This is a genomic window from Methylibium sp., assembly GCF_013817345.1.
Classification (GTDB): Bacteria; Pseudomonadota; Gammaproteobacteria; order Burkholderiales; family Burkholderiaceae_C; genus Methylibium.
Genome location: NZ_JACDCW010000087.1, coordinates 1 through 16,871 on the forward strand (window position 1 = coordinate 1; position 16,871 = coordinate 16,871).

General features: G+C 63.5%; 9 protein-coding genes and 1 pseudogene. 6 read left to right on the forward strand and 4 right to left on the reverse strand.

Annotated features, from left to right (window positions below; genetic code table 11):
• From H0W40_RS15055 to H0W40_RS15080, 6 genes and pseudogenes are all read left to right on the forward strand, one after another.
• Window positions 1–585: pseudogene (locus H0W40_RS15055) on the forward strand (16S rRNA (cytosine(967)-C(5))-methyltransferase RsmB); the annotation flags it as partial.
• A 50-nt stretch (window positions 586–635) separates the two neighbouring features.
• Window positions 636–1,277 carry a DUF4390 domain-containing protein gene (locus H0W40_RS15060; RefSeq protein WP_292447677.1) on the forward strand — a complete coding sequence of 214 codons (642 nt, stop codon included), beginning with the start codon at window positions 636–638 and terminating at the stop codon, window positions 1,275–1,277.
• Window positions 1,278–1,380: 103 nt separating this feature from the next.
• Entirely contained in the window at window positions 1,381–3,693 is a 2,313-nt protein-coding gene (locus tag H0W40_RS15065) for an ATP-binding protein (protein WP_292447698.1), read from the forward strand.
• Between the two features lie 6 nt (window positions 3,694–3,699).
• Entirely contained in the window at window positions 3,700–4,401 is a 702-nt protein-coding gene (locus H0W40_RS15070; RefSeq protein ID WP_292447680.1) for a response regulator, read from the forward strand.
• 70 nt (window positions 4,402–4,471) lie between these two features.
• Entirely contained in the window at window positions 4,472–4,678 is a 207-nt protein-coding gene (locus H0W40_RS15075; RefSeq protein ID WP_292447682.1) for a hypothetical protein, read from the forward strand.
• Window positions 4,679–5,913: 1,235 nt separating this feature from the next.
• Entirely contained in the window at window positions 5,914–7,053 is a 1,140-nt protein-coding gene (locus H0W40_RS15080) for a hypothetical protein (protein ID WP_292447684.1), read from the forward strand.
• 182 nt (window positions 7,054–7,235) lie between these two features.
• Here H0W40_RS15080 and herA read toward each other — a convergent pair whose 3' ends face one another.
• From herA to H0W40_RS15100, 4 genes are read right to left on the reverse strand one after another with little or no spacing between them, the layout of a single operon-like run.
• On the reverse strand, window positions 7,236–9,008 hold the full coding sequence (herA, locus tag H0W40_RS15085; RefSeq protein WP_292447686.1) for an anti-phage-associated helicase HerA: 1,773 nt from the start codon (window positions 9,006–9,008) through the stop codon (window positions 7,236–7,238).
• Entirely contained in the window at window positions 9,005–10,264 is a 1,260-nt protein-coding gene (locus H0W40_RS15090) for an SIR2 family anti-phage-associated protein (RefSeq protein WP_292447689.1), read from the reverse strand. Before H0W40_RS15090 ends, herA begins: the two co-directional genes overlap by 4 nt.
• 57 nt (window positions 10,265–10,321) lie before the next feature.
• Window positions 10,322–14,167 (reverse strand): helicase-related protein, encoded by a 3,846-nt coding sequence (locus H0W40_RS15095; RefSeq protein ID WP_292447692.1) that lies wholly within the window; start codon window positions 14,165–14,167, stop codon window positions 10,322–10,324.
• The gene (locus H0W40_RS15100; RefSeq protein ID WP_292447694.1) at window positions 14,167–16,695 is read right to left on the reverse strand and encodes a hypothetical protein; all 2,529 of its coding nucleotides are present in this window, start codon (window positions 16,693–16,695) and stop codon (window positions 14,167–14,169) included. Before H0W40_RS15100 ends, H0W40_RS15095 begins: the two co-directional genes overlap by 1 nt.
• Window positions 16,696–16,871: the final 176 nt, after the last annotated feature.

The following is a 16,871-nucleotide window of genomic DNA, read 5'->3' on the forward strand; positions in this document are numbered from 1 at the left end:
GCCCTGCCAGCCGGCGCGCGCGTGCTCGACGCCTGTGCCGCGCCCGGCGGCAAGACGGCGCACCTGCTCGAACTGGCCGATCCGGACCTGCTGGCGCTTGACGCCGATTCGAAGCGCCTCGTCAAGGTGCAGGAAACACTCCAGCGCCTCGGGCTGAGGGCCGAGCTGCAGGCGGCCGACGCCGGCGCGCCGGACACCTGGTGGGACGGGCGGCCCTTCGATGCCATCTTGCTCGACGCGCCCTGCACCGCTTCGGGCATCGTGCGCCGCCACCCCGACGTGCGCTGGCTGCGCCGCCCGGGCGACGTGGCGGCGCTGGCGCAGACCCAGGCCCGGCTGCTGCTCGCGCTGTGGCCGCTGCTCAAACCCGGCGGGCGGCTGCTTTACGCCACCTGCTCCTTGTTCCGGGCCGAAGGCGAGCAGCAGATCGACGCTTTTTTGCAACGCGCGCCCGACGCCAGCCTACGGCCTTGCGCCGGTCGCCTGCTGGGCGTCCCCGACAATCCACCGCAGGGGACGGAGCCGGCGCCGCCGCCCGAGACGGATGCTTTTTTCTACGCCTTGCTCGACAAACGCGTGGCCTGACCGCCCCCTCCGGCCCTTATTCAAGCCCCTGACCAGAATTCCTTGCCGACGTGTTCACCGCCTGGGTCCGATGCTGTTTCCAAGCCCGCGCGGGCCGGCGCACCGGGCGGGGCTGGTCGCTGCTGGCGTTCGTCGCAGTGCTGCTCGGCTTGGCCGGGCCTCCCGCCGCAGCCGACGGCTTCGACCTGCTCGGCCTGGATCTCACGCGCAATGAAGAGGGGCTGCTGCTGGCCTACGATGTCCAGGTCGTGCTGCCGCAGGCCGTCGAGCAGGCCCTGAGAAAGGGCGTGCCGCTGTACTTCGTGGCTCACTCCGAGGTGTGGCGGCCCCGCTGGTACTGGCGAGACGCCCGTGTTGCCGAGGCCACCCGGAACTGGCGCCTGACCTGGCAGCCGCTGACTCGGCGCTACCGCGTCAATTTCGGCAGCCTGAGCGACAACTACGACACCCTGGCCGGTGCGCTCGGCGCCATCGAGCGCGCCACGCGCTGGAAGCTGGCCGACGCCGATGCGCTGGAGGTCGGCGCCGACCACTATGTCGAGTTCAGCTTCCGGCTCGACACCTCGCAGTTGCCGCGGCCGCTGCAGATCGGCTTCGAGGGTGAAGCCGACTGGGAGCTGGCCATCGAACGCACGCTCGCTGTGCCGCCGCCCAGCCCACCGGCTGCGGCGCCATCGGCCGCGCTGCGCTAGGCCCGCAGGGTAGGCTCACGCCGTGAGTTCGCACCCCCTACGCTGGCGCCGGCGCCTCGGGCTGCTGCTGTCGCGCCGTGCGGACGGCGGCACGTCGCGCTGGATGTGGATCGTCTCGCTGGCTGCGACCATCGCCGCAGCGCTGGTGCTGACCTTCCTTCTCGCGATCGCCACCAACAACCGCGAGTTCTACGAGCGCTACTACAACTGGCTGCTGTGGGTCAACGTGGTCATCGCCGGACTGCTGGTCCTGGTCATCGCGGGGGCCGGCCTGCGGTTGCTGGTGCGGGTCGCGCGGGGGCAATTCGGCTCTCGGCTGTTGCTGCGGCTGGCCGGGATCTTCGCGCTGGTCGGCCTGCTGCCCGGTGTGCTGGTCTACACAGTGAGTTACCAGTTCGTCTCGCGCAGCATCGAGAGCTGGTTCGACGTGCGGGTGGAGGGCGCGCTCGATGCCGGCCTGAACCTCGGCCGCGGCACGCTGGACGCGCTGGTGAACGACCTGGCCGGCAAGACTCGGCTCGCCGCCGAACGGCTGGCCGAGTCGGGCGAGCGCGCGCGGCCCCTGGCGCTGGAGCGCGTGCGCGAGCAACTGAGCGCGCAGGAGGCCGCGGTGCTGGGCTCTGCGGGCCAGGTGCTGGCCAGCGCCGGTACGGCCGGAATCGGCGGCGTGCTGGCGCCCGAGCGGCCCTCGGCCACGCTGCTGCGCGCCGCCCGCACGAGCCGCGTGACGACCCAGCTGGAAGGTTTGGACGATGACGCCATCGGCCAAGGTGCCGACGCGGGCCCGGCGCCGCAGCCGCGGATGCGAGCGGTGGCGCTGATCCCCTCGACCAGCTTTTCGCTCGGTGCCGAGGACAACTACCTGATGATCACGCAGCTGCTGCCGGCCCAGCTCGCGGCCAACGCGCTGGCCGTGCAGAGCGCCTACCGCGAGTACCAGCAGCGCTCGCTGGCGCGCGAGGGGCTGCGCAAGATGTACATCGGCACGCTGACGCTCACGCTGATCTTGGCGGTGTTCGGCGCCGTGCTGCTTGCCGTGACCTTCGGCAACCGCCTGGCGCGCCCGCTGTTGCTGCTGGCCGGCGGCGTGCGCGAGGTCGCGCGCGGCGACCTCAGCCCCAAGGCGGTGTTCGCCTCGCGCGACGAACTCGGCGGCCTGACGCGCTCGTTTGCCCAGATGACCCAGCAGCTCGCCGATGCGCGCGCGCTGGTCGAGCGCACGGTCAGCGAGCTGGAGGCGGCGCGCACCAAGCTGCAGACCATCCTCGACAACATGAGCGCCGGCGTCATCGTGTTCGACCCGGCCGGCCGCATCGACAGCATCAATCCCGGTGCCACCCGAATTTTGCGGTTGCCCTTGTCGGCCTACGTCGGCAGGGGGCTGGCCGAGGTGCCGGGGCTCGAGGGCTTCGATGCGATGCTCGCCCAGCGCTTCGAACAGCTCGAAGTCGGCCCGGAAGTCGGCGAGCGCGATCAGTGGCAGGACTCGTTCGAACTCAAGAGCACCGTGCCCGACCGCGACGCGGTCACGCTCCTGGTGCGCGGCGCGCAACTGCCCGGCGCGGCGCGGTTGACCGTCTTCGACGACATCACCGAGCTGGTCTCGGCCCAGCGCGCCGAGGCCTGGGGCGAGGTCGCCCGGCGTCTGGCACACGAGATCAAGAACCCGCTCACGCCGATCCAGCTATCCGCCGAGCGGCTGCAGCACAAGCTGGCCGCCAAGCTCGACGGGCCGGACGAAGCCGTGCTCGTCAAGTCGGTCGCCACCATCGTCACTCAGGTGCAGGCGATGAAGCAGTTGGTCAACGAGTTCCGCGACTACGCCCGCCTGCCGGCCGCGCAACTCGCGCCGCTCGACCTCAATGCCCTGGTCGGCGAGGTGCTCGGCCTGTATGCGCAGGCGCAGGAGGCCGGGCGGCTGCACGTCGAGCTGGCCGAGGCGCTGCCGCTCATCGAGGGCGACGCGACCCAGTTGCGCCAGGTCGTCCACAACCTGACCCAGAACGCGCTCGACGCGGTCGCCGAGCAGCCCGGCGGCCGGGTGCACCTGCGCACGGAAGGTGTGCATTCGGTTGCAGGCGTGCAGGGCTTGCAAGGTGAAAAGGAGGGCTGGCGCGCGGTGCGCCTGATCGTCACCGACAATGGGCCCGGCTTCAGCGAACGCGTGCTCAAGCGGGCGTTCGAGCCCTACGTGACGACCAAGACCAAAGGCACCGGGCTGGGCCTGGCGGTCGTAAAGAAGATCGCCGATGAGCATGCGGCGCGGGTGCGATTGTTCAATCTTCCCGGCCTGCCTGCGGCCGACGGCGGTGCAGCAACGGCCGGCGGCGCGCAAGTTTCGCTATCATTTTCGAAAATCCTTTCCCGTCAGGGCGAGGCCGGCAGACCCGCCGAGACGGCGGTTGCCTCCCACTGAGACTTCATGGCCACGATTCTTGTAGTTGACGACGAACTCGGCATCCGGGCACTGCTCTCGGACATCCTGGGCGACGAGGGCCACAGCGTCGAAGTGGCTGAGAACGCCGCTCAGGCTCGCGCCGCCCGCGAGCGCGCCCGGCCCGATCTGGTGCTGCTCGACATCTGGATGCCCGACGTCGACGGCGTGACGCTCCTCAAGGAGTGGGGCGCCTCCGGCGCGCTGTCGATGCCGGTGATCATGATGTCGGGCCACGGCACGATCGACACCGCGGTCGAGGCCATCAAGTTCGGTGCCATGGCCTTCCTGGAAAAGCCGATCACGCTGCAGAAATTGTTGCGCGCGGTCGAGCAGGGCCTGGCCAAACCGCAAGCGCGGCTGGCGCCGGCGGCCCCGGTGCCGCTGCATGCCAGCGAGCACGACGATAGCGTCGTCGAGCCGGCCCCGCCTGCTGCGCCGGGCGCGTTTGCGCCACCGGTCGCCCTCGGCCTTCAGCCGGAACAAAGCTTCGAGCTCGACCGGCCGCTGCGTGAAGCGCGCGATGCGTTCGAGAAAGCGTACTTCGAATTCCATCTCGCGCGCGAGAACGGCAGCATGACCCGCGTGGCCGAAAAAACCGGGCTGGAGCGCACTCACCTGTACCGCAAGTTGAAGCAGCTCGGCGTGGACTTGAGCCGCGGCAAGAAGGGTGTGGGCGTGCCGGTGTGAACGCCTGCGTCGCGGGGAGCGACCGCCACAAACGGGCAGTGCATTGCCCGTCAACAAACAAAGGCTGCGCATGCAAACACTGAACGAGATGTTGAGTCGCAAGCTGCTGACGTCTGCCCAGCATTCCCAGATCGGAGCCTGGATCGCTCATGCCAGAACCCCGGAAGCCATCATGCAGATGCCGGCACCGCTGTGGCGCACGCTCGAGCTGGCGAGCGTGCTGATGAATGTCGACGCCGATCTGACCCAACCGCCGCTGCTGTCGGAAGGAATGTGAAACGCGCCTGTTCGATTTGAGGAGTGTCGAGCGACAGCGTCCTTGGTCTGCCCCCGAACTCTCAAGCCGAAGCGCCGCCCGCGCATTAAAAAAGCCCTCGAGCGTTGAACCTCGAGGGCTTTTTGACGTTCCGGGATCGCTTTAGATTCTATGAACGGGAGATCTGGTGGCTCGGGGCGGAATCGAACCACCGACACGCGGATTTTCAATCGACATCCGCGTGCGCAGCGTTACAACTCCAACACGCAACATTCAACAAAATCAAGCACTTAGACCGCAGAGAAACGCAGTCAAACGCAGCCTTCCGCACTCGAATCCCGATGCGATTGCCAGAAAATTGCCAGAAAGTTCCACCTCGCTGACCGCCTGGCGCAAGCACCCGTTCAAAGTGTAGCAACGCTTGGCTGCGGGCGTCGGCCTAGGCGCGTCCTGCGGTGTGGCTGGCTACTCAGTCATTGCCTCAGCGGAGGACCCTGCCGCTCGCCCTCGCAGAATCAAGGACTACCGCGATGACGGTGTCTTCACCATCGACCACCTTGAGATGCGTCCCGATGGTTCACTGGCGGCGCTAGTGAGAGCGTTTGTGCCGCTCCGAGACTTGGCCGCACACGCGCAAACTCACCGAACGACCGCAGGTGAAGGACCGTTCCCGGCTGACCCAGCGTTGAAGACGGGGGTCCCTCACGGTTCGCCAGATAGCGTTCGCGGGACGGCGCGCACAACACAAGCCACGCACCAACGTGCGGCGACTTGGCAGGGCAGAGGTCGTCCAAGGTCGACCTCGATGGCGCGGGCGCGCTCTCCGATGCGCTGGTGCGCTTTGCATCACTGCGTTGCAACTTCCGTCAGTGAGTACGTCGCGTCGGGGATGCCGCTGTCATTTGTTCAGCAGATGCTGGACTCGAGGCGCTTGAGTCAATCATGGGTGCGTGAACTGCTTTGGGAGGCCAGCCCCACTTGGGCGGCGGCGGTCTAGTCACCCGTACCGTTCGGAGGAGTGGCGCTTTCTCATCTGTACGTGCGTGAGCCTTTCAGAACTGTTGAGGTTGCCTTCCCAGGGTGCACCATCGACGACAAGCCCTGAAGCAACACGTGCAGACCTCGCGCGCTGTGCTGGAAAGCAGTAGCGCTTGGCGAAGCATTCGCGCTGTATGTCCTTCGCGGGAGTTCGGCTCGTCGCTAAGCGACGGCTTGGTCCTAACATGGCTCAAAACGAACGCACAGAGAGAACCGCCGTGTTCAATGTCATCGCCGAATTTGTCCACTCACTTTCGAGTACGTCTATCGAGGTCTATGAATGGAGTGAAGCCGTTGTACGCAAGAAGCGGCTGCCGAATTCACCGCAATTTTCCCAATTGGCAACCCAACAGCCAAGCCTCAGCTTCAACGGCTGGGGCCTGGCGCATGCCATCGTGAAGGCGGATTACCTCGACCGGCGAAGCCTATGGATGCCAGGCATTGGGTTCTTGCTTCAAGCGAGCAACCTCATTGACTTCGGCGCAGCTCCTGTTGCGCTCAAAAATGGAGCCAGCAAGGCGCTGAACGACTTCTCATTGACAAGCCTGTCTGGGAGGGTCGGGCAAGGACTAACAATCTTGTACGGGCACAGCCTGGGAATGAAGTTTGCGGCCCACTTGCGCTCCTACGTCGAATCACTGCCGACGGGGGCCACCGGTGTCGCTCACAAGAACAAAGCGATGGCGGACTTCTTGTTCGCCAACGACCAGCAGTCCGTGCTATTCGAGTCAAAGGGTAGCTTCACACTCCATGAAAACGACCCAACCGCCATAAAGCGCGTCCTCAAGGATGCCTTAGAGAATCAAATTGACCCCTGGATGAGCCTTCTTCAACCCCCGCCGAGCAATGGGTATGTCGTTTACAGTTGCTTGCGCGAAGACTCTTGGCACCCGTCAGCGCTTTTCGTCGTTGACCCTCAAGGTGACGATGCCGACGCAAGCAGCATTCCGATTGGCCCAGACCAGGTACGGCGCGAGAACTACAGCGCGTGGTTGCGCGCAATGGGGCTAAATAGTGCGGCCAGCCGTCTGGTCGAGCCATTCAGTGATGGTAGTGAGCCGTCAGATGAAATCTTTCTCTTGCAGGAAGTGAATGGCAGGACATATGCGTTTCGAGAGATGAACTATCCCTGGCCACGACTCGCGATGTGGCCCTCGCCTTTCCTCGGCATTGACTATAAGGTCTTGCAGTCGATTTCCCGGGCTCTCCATTCCCCCGAAAGAGGTCTCCAGGACATGCTGGCTGACCTGCCTAGGCAGGTGACGGACGGCAGAGGTGACTACAGCATTTTCCCAGACGGCTCGATACTTGGTCATGCCGACTATCCGCCGAGCAACCGTATGTCTGTGCGTCTCTAGAGATTACCTTGCTGCTGCTTTTGAATCTACCCACGAGAAGACAGACGGCAAAGGAAGCCTTAGTAGTTGGTATTGGCTCGGACCATCGCCATCATCTAGACCCGCGGAGATAGACAAGGGCTTCTCCAAGGCGATGTGCGTGAACGTGCCTGGCCGACTTGGCCAAGAGGCGTCTCGTGATATCAAAATTCATCGTAAGCGGCCGCGTCGACTTGCGGAACGGCCTGCCCCCAATTTCGAAAGGCACCGTCGTCCGAACGCGGGCGTGGTGAGGCGTCTAGCGCACGCAACATCGTTGGCATTGAAATACTCCCGCCGAAGACAATCGCCGTCTGTCGGGCCAAACCTGCGATGCGACGAACTTCGCGCCGGTCCGCCCATTCGCTTGCGGTTTGCACGGCGTTCAGGTCCTTCTCCGAGGTGAGCCGGAAGGTGACCCAGTTGTTGCACTGAGACAGGACCGTCGGCGAGATTTCGGAAGGCCGTTGTGTACTGAGCCAGAGCGCAAGACCAAACTTGCGACCCTCTTTGGCGAGACGCTCATAGGCGAGAGAGTTCTCGTTGGCTTCCTCTCCAGAGCCAATCGGACGCATGTAGTGGTGTGCCTCTTCGAGAATTAACAGCGTCGGCACCGATTGCGCTTGCCCGCGCCGAAACAGTTCGTACGCGTACAGTTCCAGCAATGAGCCCAGAACGAACGGCGTCAGGTCATGAGAGACGCGACGAAGGTTGATGATGTGAACGCGCCAGTCGACATGCTGGCCGCCGAAAATCCGCTCCACCAGTTGAGCAGATTCCGCACCCCACGACAGCGCCCCTCCGCGACCCGCGCCACCCGAGACGTCCACCACGTCCGTGAACATCGGGTCCTCGGCGAACCTGTGGATGCGCGTGACCAAAGGCGAGACGTTGGAGTAGTGAAAGCTTGAACGTTCGGCGCCGTTGCGCCCCGGTTGGATGCTATGACTTTCCGCTACGAGCGCGGCCAATGCCGCCATGTGAGGCCACTCGTTGCCAAGCGGCGCCGTGCCAGCGCGAAGGCGCTGAACTCTGGACTCGGCATCGCCGGCTCCAGCCTGTCGGCAGTCGTCAAAGAGGAACGCCCTTGCATCTCCAGCAAGACCAGCCCCCTTATCGTTGTCGAACCACCGCACCTTGTTAAGGTGTTCCAGTGCGAATGACAGCGCCGGGCGCTGCGTCTTCTCGCTGGGGATTAGTAACCGATGAAGCCCGAACCGCCCAAGCGCGAAGTAGGGCACCTTGAACGAGTTCTCCTCATTGCCACCCAACGTTGTCAGCTTCACTGCCCCAGGCGGTAGGTCGGGCAGTTCGAAAGCGTCTGAATACTCGTCATTGATGTCGAAGATGACGATGCGTGCCTGCGGCAGCCGAACAATTTGTTGAAGCACCGCCGCGGTAAAACAGCTCTTTCCTTGCCCGGAGCTGCCCAGCACGGCGACATGCCGCGACAACAAGCTTTCAAGCCCGACCCGAAGAGTGCCTCCACCTCGCAGGTCCTGGCCAAGGGCGATGGGCAAGTCCTCGTCTTCAGTGTGACCGAGCGAGGCCGCCAATTCGCTGCCGGTCAAGGGAAATGCCTCGGCGCCGAGCGGCGGCGTGGGCAACGAGTCGCTGATGAATCTCGTTGTCCTGCCTTGCCGAATAAGCTGCCCTACCACTAGACCTGCGACGTTGCGCAAGGGTTCCGACTGATGAGCACTCGAACCGACCCCCAAGCGATGCGCTTCCCTGGGTTCGGCAAAGCTCAGCGCCATCACCTTCATAACGAGGACGCGGCTTCCCGCATCGAGGGCGAGCAGGCTGCCCACCTCCGTCACGGAAGAGACTCCCTGAAGGTGTGAAGCTACCTGACCCCGATGCATGTCCAAAAGATTCAGCGTGACCTCAGCACCATCAATCTGCACAACGTAACCGACAGGCTGGCGGCTTCTCACGCGAGGTCCTCAAATTCTGGCGCCACGGCGCCGGCGGCCGTAGCCAACGGCTCTCGGAGGGCTTTCTCCAGCTTGCGCATGTCGTCGTCGTACAGTAATGGGTCTGGCAACTGTGCGGCCAACTTGTCGAGATGCGCCTCTGCCCCACCGCCCACGACGGTGACCCTGGGGTTTCTCAGGGAGAGAAGCTTTCGCAACGCGGGCGGCAAGGCCGGGTCTAAGGCATCGCCGCTGAATCCGGGGAAGTACACCACCAGTTGCAACGTCGGATTCAGCAGCGCCGAGCGCAGCAAGCGATTGATGTGCTCGTCTCCGAAACCGTAGCCGCACACCAGCAGGCTGGCTTGCGGACGGGAGAGGAACTCCGAAAAACGTCGGAACAGCTCGCCCAGCACGTAGCCAATGGTCTGCATGTACTTCGCGGCCCTGGGCATGACCATGAGGCCGAGCTCGGTTTTGCCCACCTCGTCAAGAAACTCCTGGATTTGCAGCCCCGCCAGCGGGGCCTGCACCTCATAGACTTGGTCCGCGTCCTCTCGCCAGCTCAACGACCCATGGAGCTTGGCCAGGTAGATGTTGTAGACACCAAAGCGCGCTTCACCGCGCGCCTGTGTGTTGCGGAAGCCCAGGTCAAAACTTTGGGGCGAAAAGCGGCGCCCATGGACTCCGAGGAATCCGTTGACGACTTGAAGGTCAATGGACTCTGCTGCCCACTCGATGGCCAGGTCGTAGTTCGTGGTGAACACCCATGGCGCGGCCTGGCCCGGCTGCCGGGCGGCAACCAACTTCTGCAGGATGGTCCGGTGGTGCCTTAGCTGCTCGGCATCAGCTTCCGCGCCGCCTGGCGAAGTCCACCAAGCCGGCTGCAACTGGGCGGCGCGCACCACAGCGCGGGCTAGCTGAGCACGTGCATGTTCAAGCGCTGGCAGGTCAACACTGTTCTGACGACGCCACTCGACGCGAGCAATCTCCAACGCATCGCCAAGGCGTTCGACATTCGGAACGATGCGTTCGGCCGGTTCGGCGACCGCAACTGGCTCGACAAATCCTCTGTCGACCATCCACTGCGCCTCATCGGGAGCCGTGTCGACAAAGTCGGTCCACAGGCTCCACATGGTCTTGCCGCCGGCAGCAACTGACGCACCGGCTCCCAGCAAAAGGCCGACGTTCTCCAGCCTCAGCAATGTGGCGAGATGCGCTTGAAGTTCAACCGCATCCTTCAATAGGGTCGCGCCCCGGATACCTACGAATGCCATCTACCGCTCCCTGTCCGTGGTGTTTGTAGTTGACCAGTTGCTATCGAGGGTCTTCGCTTAACTTCCAAGCTCCTTTGCAAGTTTTGTCATGCGCTGCACCAGTTCACCGAGCGCAATTTCCGCGTCAGCGCTTCCGCGCCGAGCCTTCTTCAACACAGCGCGCTCTTTCTTGAGCGTGTTGACGATGTACGGTTGGTAGAACCCCGGCACATACAGCGATGAGCCTGCGGCTTCCAGCAGGCCGAGAGCCTGCTCCTCACTGACTGCGGCGGGCTCAAGGCGCGTCGTTCGCAGGGTCCGTGTGGCGTCGGGCAAGTACTGACCGATGTCGTTGAGCGGGGCGTTGGGTGGCGCGCTGGCCAGCAGACTTCCTGCAGCCAGCAGGTGCGACCGGCGATGGGTTTTGCCAGCGGTCGTCGACACAGCCTCCGTGCGCGCGCATCCATCAAGCCGCATGCGCAGTTCATCCGCAGCTCGCAGGGCGGCCTGACAGGCGAGGTCTTCATTGGCAGCAACAGGGCTCTGCACATCAGCCGGCAGTTGGTCGAAGCGCTCGATGACCATCTGATGGCCGCCAGGCATCCGCAGGCACCAGCGAACCAGTGAAGCCGAACTCCCGGGGGCAGTCTGCTCCGAGCGGCCGAGTTCCTCACACTTTTCGCGTTGCCCCACCATGAAGTCCACGACAAGTTCGAATGCCGGGTCGCCCCACGTGGCGAAGTGCAGCGACTCCGGCCGCGCCGCGAGGCCTCGCTCATAAAGGGCTCTGGCAGCTGTCAACAGAAAGGGTTCCGTGCCCGGGATACCGCGAACCAGCAACGCTTCTCCATGTTCGGTCGGGACCACCTCAGAGCCCAGTGACTTCAAGGTCAAGGACGACACCAACGCGCCGTACATCTGCTCCAGCGTAATGGGCAGCTGCTCGCGCGCCATCTCGTCGTCCAGCGATGCGTAGATGACATAGAGCTCGTCCGGCGTTAGCTCCATCGCCTGTGCCCGGGCCTGGACTTGCTGCAACCGTTGCTTCACCCGCTGCTCCAACTGCTCGCGGGTAATCTCCTTCGCTGCAAGTTGTCGGAGGTCGTTGGGTAGCACAGGCAGTAGGATGGTTTGCTGCGCACCGACGGTCCCAGCGGCGCCACCGATGCGCTGTTGCAAGCGCACGTACAACTCCTCCTCGGCGGTGCCTGGATACGCAAGGTTGGCAACGTAGATGACGTTGTGCCGTTGCCCGATACGGTCGATGCGGCCGATGCGCTGCTCTACCTTCATCGGGTTCCAAGGCAGGTCGAAGTTGACCAGCAGGTCCGCAGTCTGCAAGTTCAGGCCTTCAGCAGCCGCGTCCGTACACAACAGCACATCAATCTCACCGTTCACGAAGCGGCGTTTGACCTCCTCGCGTGTGGCGCTGCGCCACACGAGCGGCGCGCCGTCCATGTAAGCACACCGTGGGCCGGCGAAGACGCCCACCCGGACCGCCGGCGCGCTGCGTTCAATCCATGACTGGATGTCCAACAACGTGTCGTAGAAGCGCGTGAACAGGACAAGCTGCCGAACCCTGCCACTCGGCAATGACCGGCCTTTCAGCACCTGCAGAAGTGCTCGGACCTTGGGTGACTGCTTCTGGGCGAGGGGCTCCATCAGGCCAATCAGCTTGCCCAGTTCGTCGTGCTCCCACTGCAAGTCACTGCGGCTGCGCGTGTGAAGGCCGGCGAAGGTCACAGGGTCTTCCGTGCCTTCGTCCTGGTCGTCGACCGCTTCTTCCCAGTCGTCCTCGTCCCAGCCTTGCTGCACAGGCAGCTGACCATCGAGCGCCAACTGCACCTTGTTGTTTCGGCGCCGCAGCGTGTCGAGGATGGCCTTGTAGCTGGATGCGAAGCGCAAGTTGAAGAAGCTCAGCATGAAGCCGATGGCCGTCCGTTGCTGGCTGTATGTCTTGACCTGCTCTGACAACTCCTGGCAGTACGGTTCGAACAACTCGTAAACCGCACGGTCCTCTGAGGTTAGTTCCACCGTCGGCAGCAATACGCGCCGTTCGGCCAGGTTGCCTGCAAGCTTGCCGTGCTCACGGTACTTCTGAAGCAGTCCCCGGTTGTGCCGCATCATCACCCGCGACAAAGGCGCGACCGCGAACAGCAGGCGAGTGACCGCCTTGCGGGCGGGCGCCACGGGCGCAGACGGCGCCGACTCGATGGTCTTCAGCCACTGCTCTAGGTCACGGCGGTCCCGTCCCCGCAGCAGCGTGCGCCGCACGAACCCGGCAACCGCTTCGTCATGGGTCATCACATGCCGGACCACCCGAGCGAGGAAAGACCATTCGAGGTCCTCCAGAGTCAGACCGCGCCGCAGTTCCCCGAGCAGCTCGTAGTAGGCCAGCGCAATCTGTGTCTCGTCCCCGAACGGGCCTAGTCGCCTCGTCAACGTAGCCAGGTCGACCGCCTCTATCGGCTCAATCTGCATCGGCGTAGCTGTCGCCAGCCACAGGCTGCGGGTCTTCGCGCGCAGCACATCCTTGGTCACCTTGAACAGCTTGTTCCACTCGGGCGGACGCTCTGCCCACTGGGTCGGGTTTGAACGGCGTGCGTAGTGAGCTTCGTCCAAAAGCACCACGTCCCAGTTCTCGGCCGCCTTCAGGTCGGCCTGACGCTGCTCTCGCACCAGCAAGCCGGTTGAAACGATGTTCAGGTCCGTCGAGTACAGCGACGTCGCCGGCTGCTCCATCTCAGAAGGGAACAGTACCTTGTGTCGGTTCTTGCCACCCGTCATCGCCCGGGTGAAGGGCAGGAAGAATTTATCGGCCAACTCGTGCTGCCACTGCGGAGCCACGCTGGCCGGCGCGGCAATCAATACCCGCTTCACATAACCGGATAGCACCAAAGCGCGCAGTGCGAGGCCGGTTTCGATGGTCTTGCCAAGACCCACCTCGTCACACAGCATCCAAGAGAGCGGCCAGCCATCCACCAGTCGCCGCGCCACGATGCGCTGATGTGGCCAGGCCTCGATAGGCGCGGTCTCGATGCCCAGGTACTGCCCGTTGCGCATGCGCGGTGCATCCTGGATGAACTTGAAGGCGAGCCATTCCACCACTGAAGGCTTGATGTCCACCGGCGCAGCGCTGGTGCCGTCCACCTCCTTGGGCGGCTCGGCCGGTGGGTCGATGGCTTTGCCATCGCCCTCGGCAAAGGAAATCAACCTAGCCTTGACGGCCTCAGGCAGCGTGAGCACCCTGAACGCCGGATGCTCGTTCGCCCAGAGCCCCGCAAACTCAGCCTCGGCTTCGTCAGTGCGTTCGCGACCTTCTTCGCTGCGCCAAGCGCAGTGCACGTCGATGTTCTCCGCGTTCAGTAGCAGTGCGGTCTTGGACTCGTTCAGCGACCCGGAGATGTACATCCGGTCGCCGGCCGAATCGGCCAGCACGGCCCACTTTTCATGGACGTACCCATCAACCTGCGATTCCACGGGAATGGCCCGCCCGGTCTGTGCATGCACGCGCAGCGCCACGCGAACCTCCAGCAGGCCCACCTTGACCATCCAGGCCAGCAGCTCGACTCCTCGTGCTTCGGGCTCGCTCCAGTCGGCAGGCTCCCCAAGTGCGGCCGCCAGCCCTTGGCTCAGGCGTTCCAACTCGCCCTTGAGGATGGCCTCCACATCGTGGAGTTCAAGGTCCGCGCCCACCAGCAGGCGCATCTTTCCCTGTTTATCGACAAAGGCCGAGAACCCCTGCGAGGCCGCAGCCAGAGACGTTGACCGGAAGTAGCCAGCCACCCGGTCGTATCGCGTTGCGCGCTGCAGCGCCGGAATGTAGAAGTCATGCAGGATGCTGACGGCCTTGAGCCCGGAGGTCTTGTACGACAGCCTCCAGTTCCAGTCCCGGAAGACGTGCGGGGCCGCTGGTACCGTCATCAGGCCACCGCGGCCGACCGCATGCGCAGACCAAACAACAAACTGTCGGCCGCCTTTTTGAGCGCGCGGTCACCGCACTCCAGGGCCCACACCTCCAGCAAGTCGGTGATGCGCTCGATGTGGTCCTTGGCGTGCGTCTCCAGGTAGGCCCGTGCTACCGGGATATCGCCCTGGGCGTACTTGACCAGCGCGCCCTGCATCACGTCCCACAAACTCTGTGGCCTTTCCAGGCGCTTGGCCGAACGCTCGGCCGGCAGCGCCAGGCGCAACTTGGACCCCTTACGCACCACCGGCGCGTGATAGCCCACGTCATCGCTGGCCTGGGCCTGACCACGGCGTCCCGTCGCCTCCTGGTTGTAGCCCAGCAGCCGTTCCCCGCCGTCCACGCGGTAGCCCGCCGACTTGGCCTCCATACGCACGTTCAGCGACTTGGCCACGTTGTTGGCCTCGTCAAAGGCCATCGCACCCAGGCCGAAGATACCGAACAGCGTCAAAGCCATCGAGGTCTCGGGGTCCAGGTCGTCGACCGACAGGCGCCCGTGGGTGATGCGATTGATTTCCTGCGCGGCAACCACGCGGGCTGCCTCGTTCATGGCCCGAACTGGGCCAACCGGCTCGTTGCCATCCACCACTGGCCAGGCCTCAGAAAGAACCTGTAAGGCCCGTCCGTACGACGCCACCATCCGGTCCACCGGATTGAGCTGCAGGGGCTCGAAGTCGAGGAGCGCCTGGCGCACCGACTCGCGCACCTTGTTGGCCACGCCAGTGCCCCCGATGCCCGTCCAGGTCGATGGCAGTCGGTCTTCGAGCGGGCGCTTGCGGCAGGTGATGAAGATGGAGCTGGCAGCGGCTGCCACATCTTTCTGGTGCATCGAGTTCTCGCCCTCAGACTCGACCGGGAAACTTGACGTGATTTCCCATCCGGATTCGATGAGCGAACGCGTCAACGTCTCCCAAGCCTCTTGCTGCTTGTGTGTGAACATCATCGTCATCAAGCCATCATCGTGGAGCACTCGGCGGCAATCTCGGAAGATTTCGGTCATCAGCCGCTCGTAGGCCGCTGACGCAGCCGAAACGGAGCCATCGCGCACTGGATTCGCAACGGCCTCGTCGCTCTTGTTAGTCATCCGCCGAGTGAACAGTTCTGGATACTGGCCCGTGAGGGTGCGCTTTTGCCAAACGTAAAAGAAGTCTGACAACTCTGCGTACTGCACGTTGTTGTAGTACGGTGGGTCCAGAGCCACAAGGTCTACGCTGCCCGCTTCGACGGCCGTCATAGACGCCGCTGACCCATTGATGATTGTTACCGGCGGTTGTCCATTCGTTGCCTCGAAGACCGGCCTCACCAATTCAGCAATCCCGTTATAGGCGTCAAGAACTTGAGACAGCCCCCACGCCGCCCCCGAATTTGGTCCGGAGAAAATCATTTCTCCGAACGTCCATTTCATGGAGAAGTCGTGGCGTGAGAACGTTCCCTTGATTACGCCCCGCGTGAACTCCCAACGGGTGTATGCACTGTTGTAATCAATGCCCTTGTCCAGCGCGAACTGCAAGTATGTGATGACAGCCCTGCCGCGCGCCTCGCCAAGTTGCTCAACAATTTCTGGCTGACGTCGGTTCAACTCTTCGGTCAGAAGAAGGTGACCCAGTAGCTGCCTCGGCGTGAACATGTCGCACCAGCGCGTGATGCCATACAGCCGGTGGCCCCGGTTGTAGTTGCTCTGTTCAGGGATGCCTTCGGTAGGAATCAGTCCCGCCTCATCCCAGTGTGCCCAGTTTTCACGGAGCCTGGCTTCCGCCAGCCGCAAACCTTCAAAGTCGCGGGCGTTTGGTGCCCGGAAATAGCGCACCTTCTCGGTCTTCAACTGACCGGCACGGGCACCAGTCGCAAAGCGCTGTACGTTGCCGTGTTTGTCGAGCTTAGGCTGCAGTCGAATGGCGACGACGCTGTAGAGCCTGTCGGTCCACTTGCCGTGCTGCGACTCGCCGCGAGCCTGGGATTTGATTTCGTCTCCATCAATGGCCTGCCTGCAGTGCATGCACTGTCCCACGCCGTCGCTGACGGTGTATCCGTCCGGGTCTTCACCGCGTGGGCCCATGCCATTCTTGACCCGGTAGGCTTCAAACGCGACCTTCCCATTCTTGGGTGCACCATCGGTCACTACACGGACGCCCCACGAATCGGCAGCCTCTTTGGACAGCCAAAACGTATTGAGCAGTGGAGCCTCGCCGCCGCAGTGAGGGCACTTGACCAACCGGGTGTAGAGGAACCCCATGTAGTCGTGCTCTTTGGAGAACTGCGGCACCAGTTCGGGTGCCTTAACCAGTTCAGACTTCAGCACCGCAGACTCTGTATCCGGGATGTCTGAGAACTCGCAATACGGCGCCATTTCACTTTCTACATGGGAAAGCATGCGCCGGCCCCAGGTCTCGATATCGGCTGCCAAACCCGGGCCAAAGCGGGCTGGGTAGTCCAAGGTCGCATAAAGGATGGTTGTCGCCACAGGGTTGAGTTCATTGGCAACCACGGTATGGCCTAGCCGCAAGGCCTCAAATGGGATGGAGCCTCCACCAGATGTGGGGTCGAGTACCACTAGAGAGGTGGCTCCGGTTGTTCGAACACCGAATCGGCTTCGATAAGTGGAGCCCTGCGGGTTTGATATCGGTGGAGAGTTGTCCACGGCGGCGGGCGGGCGTCGTTTGC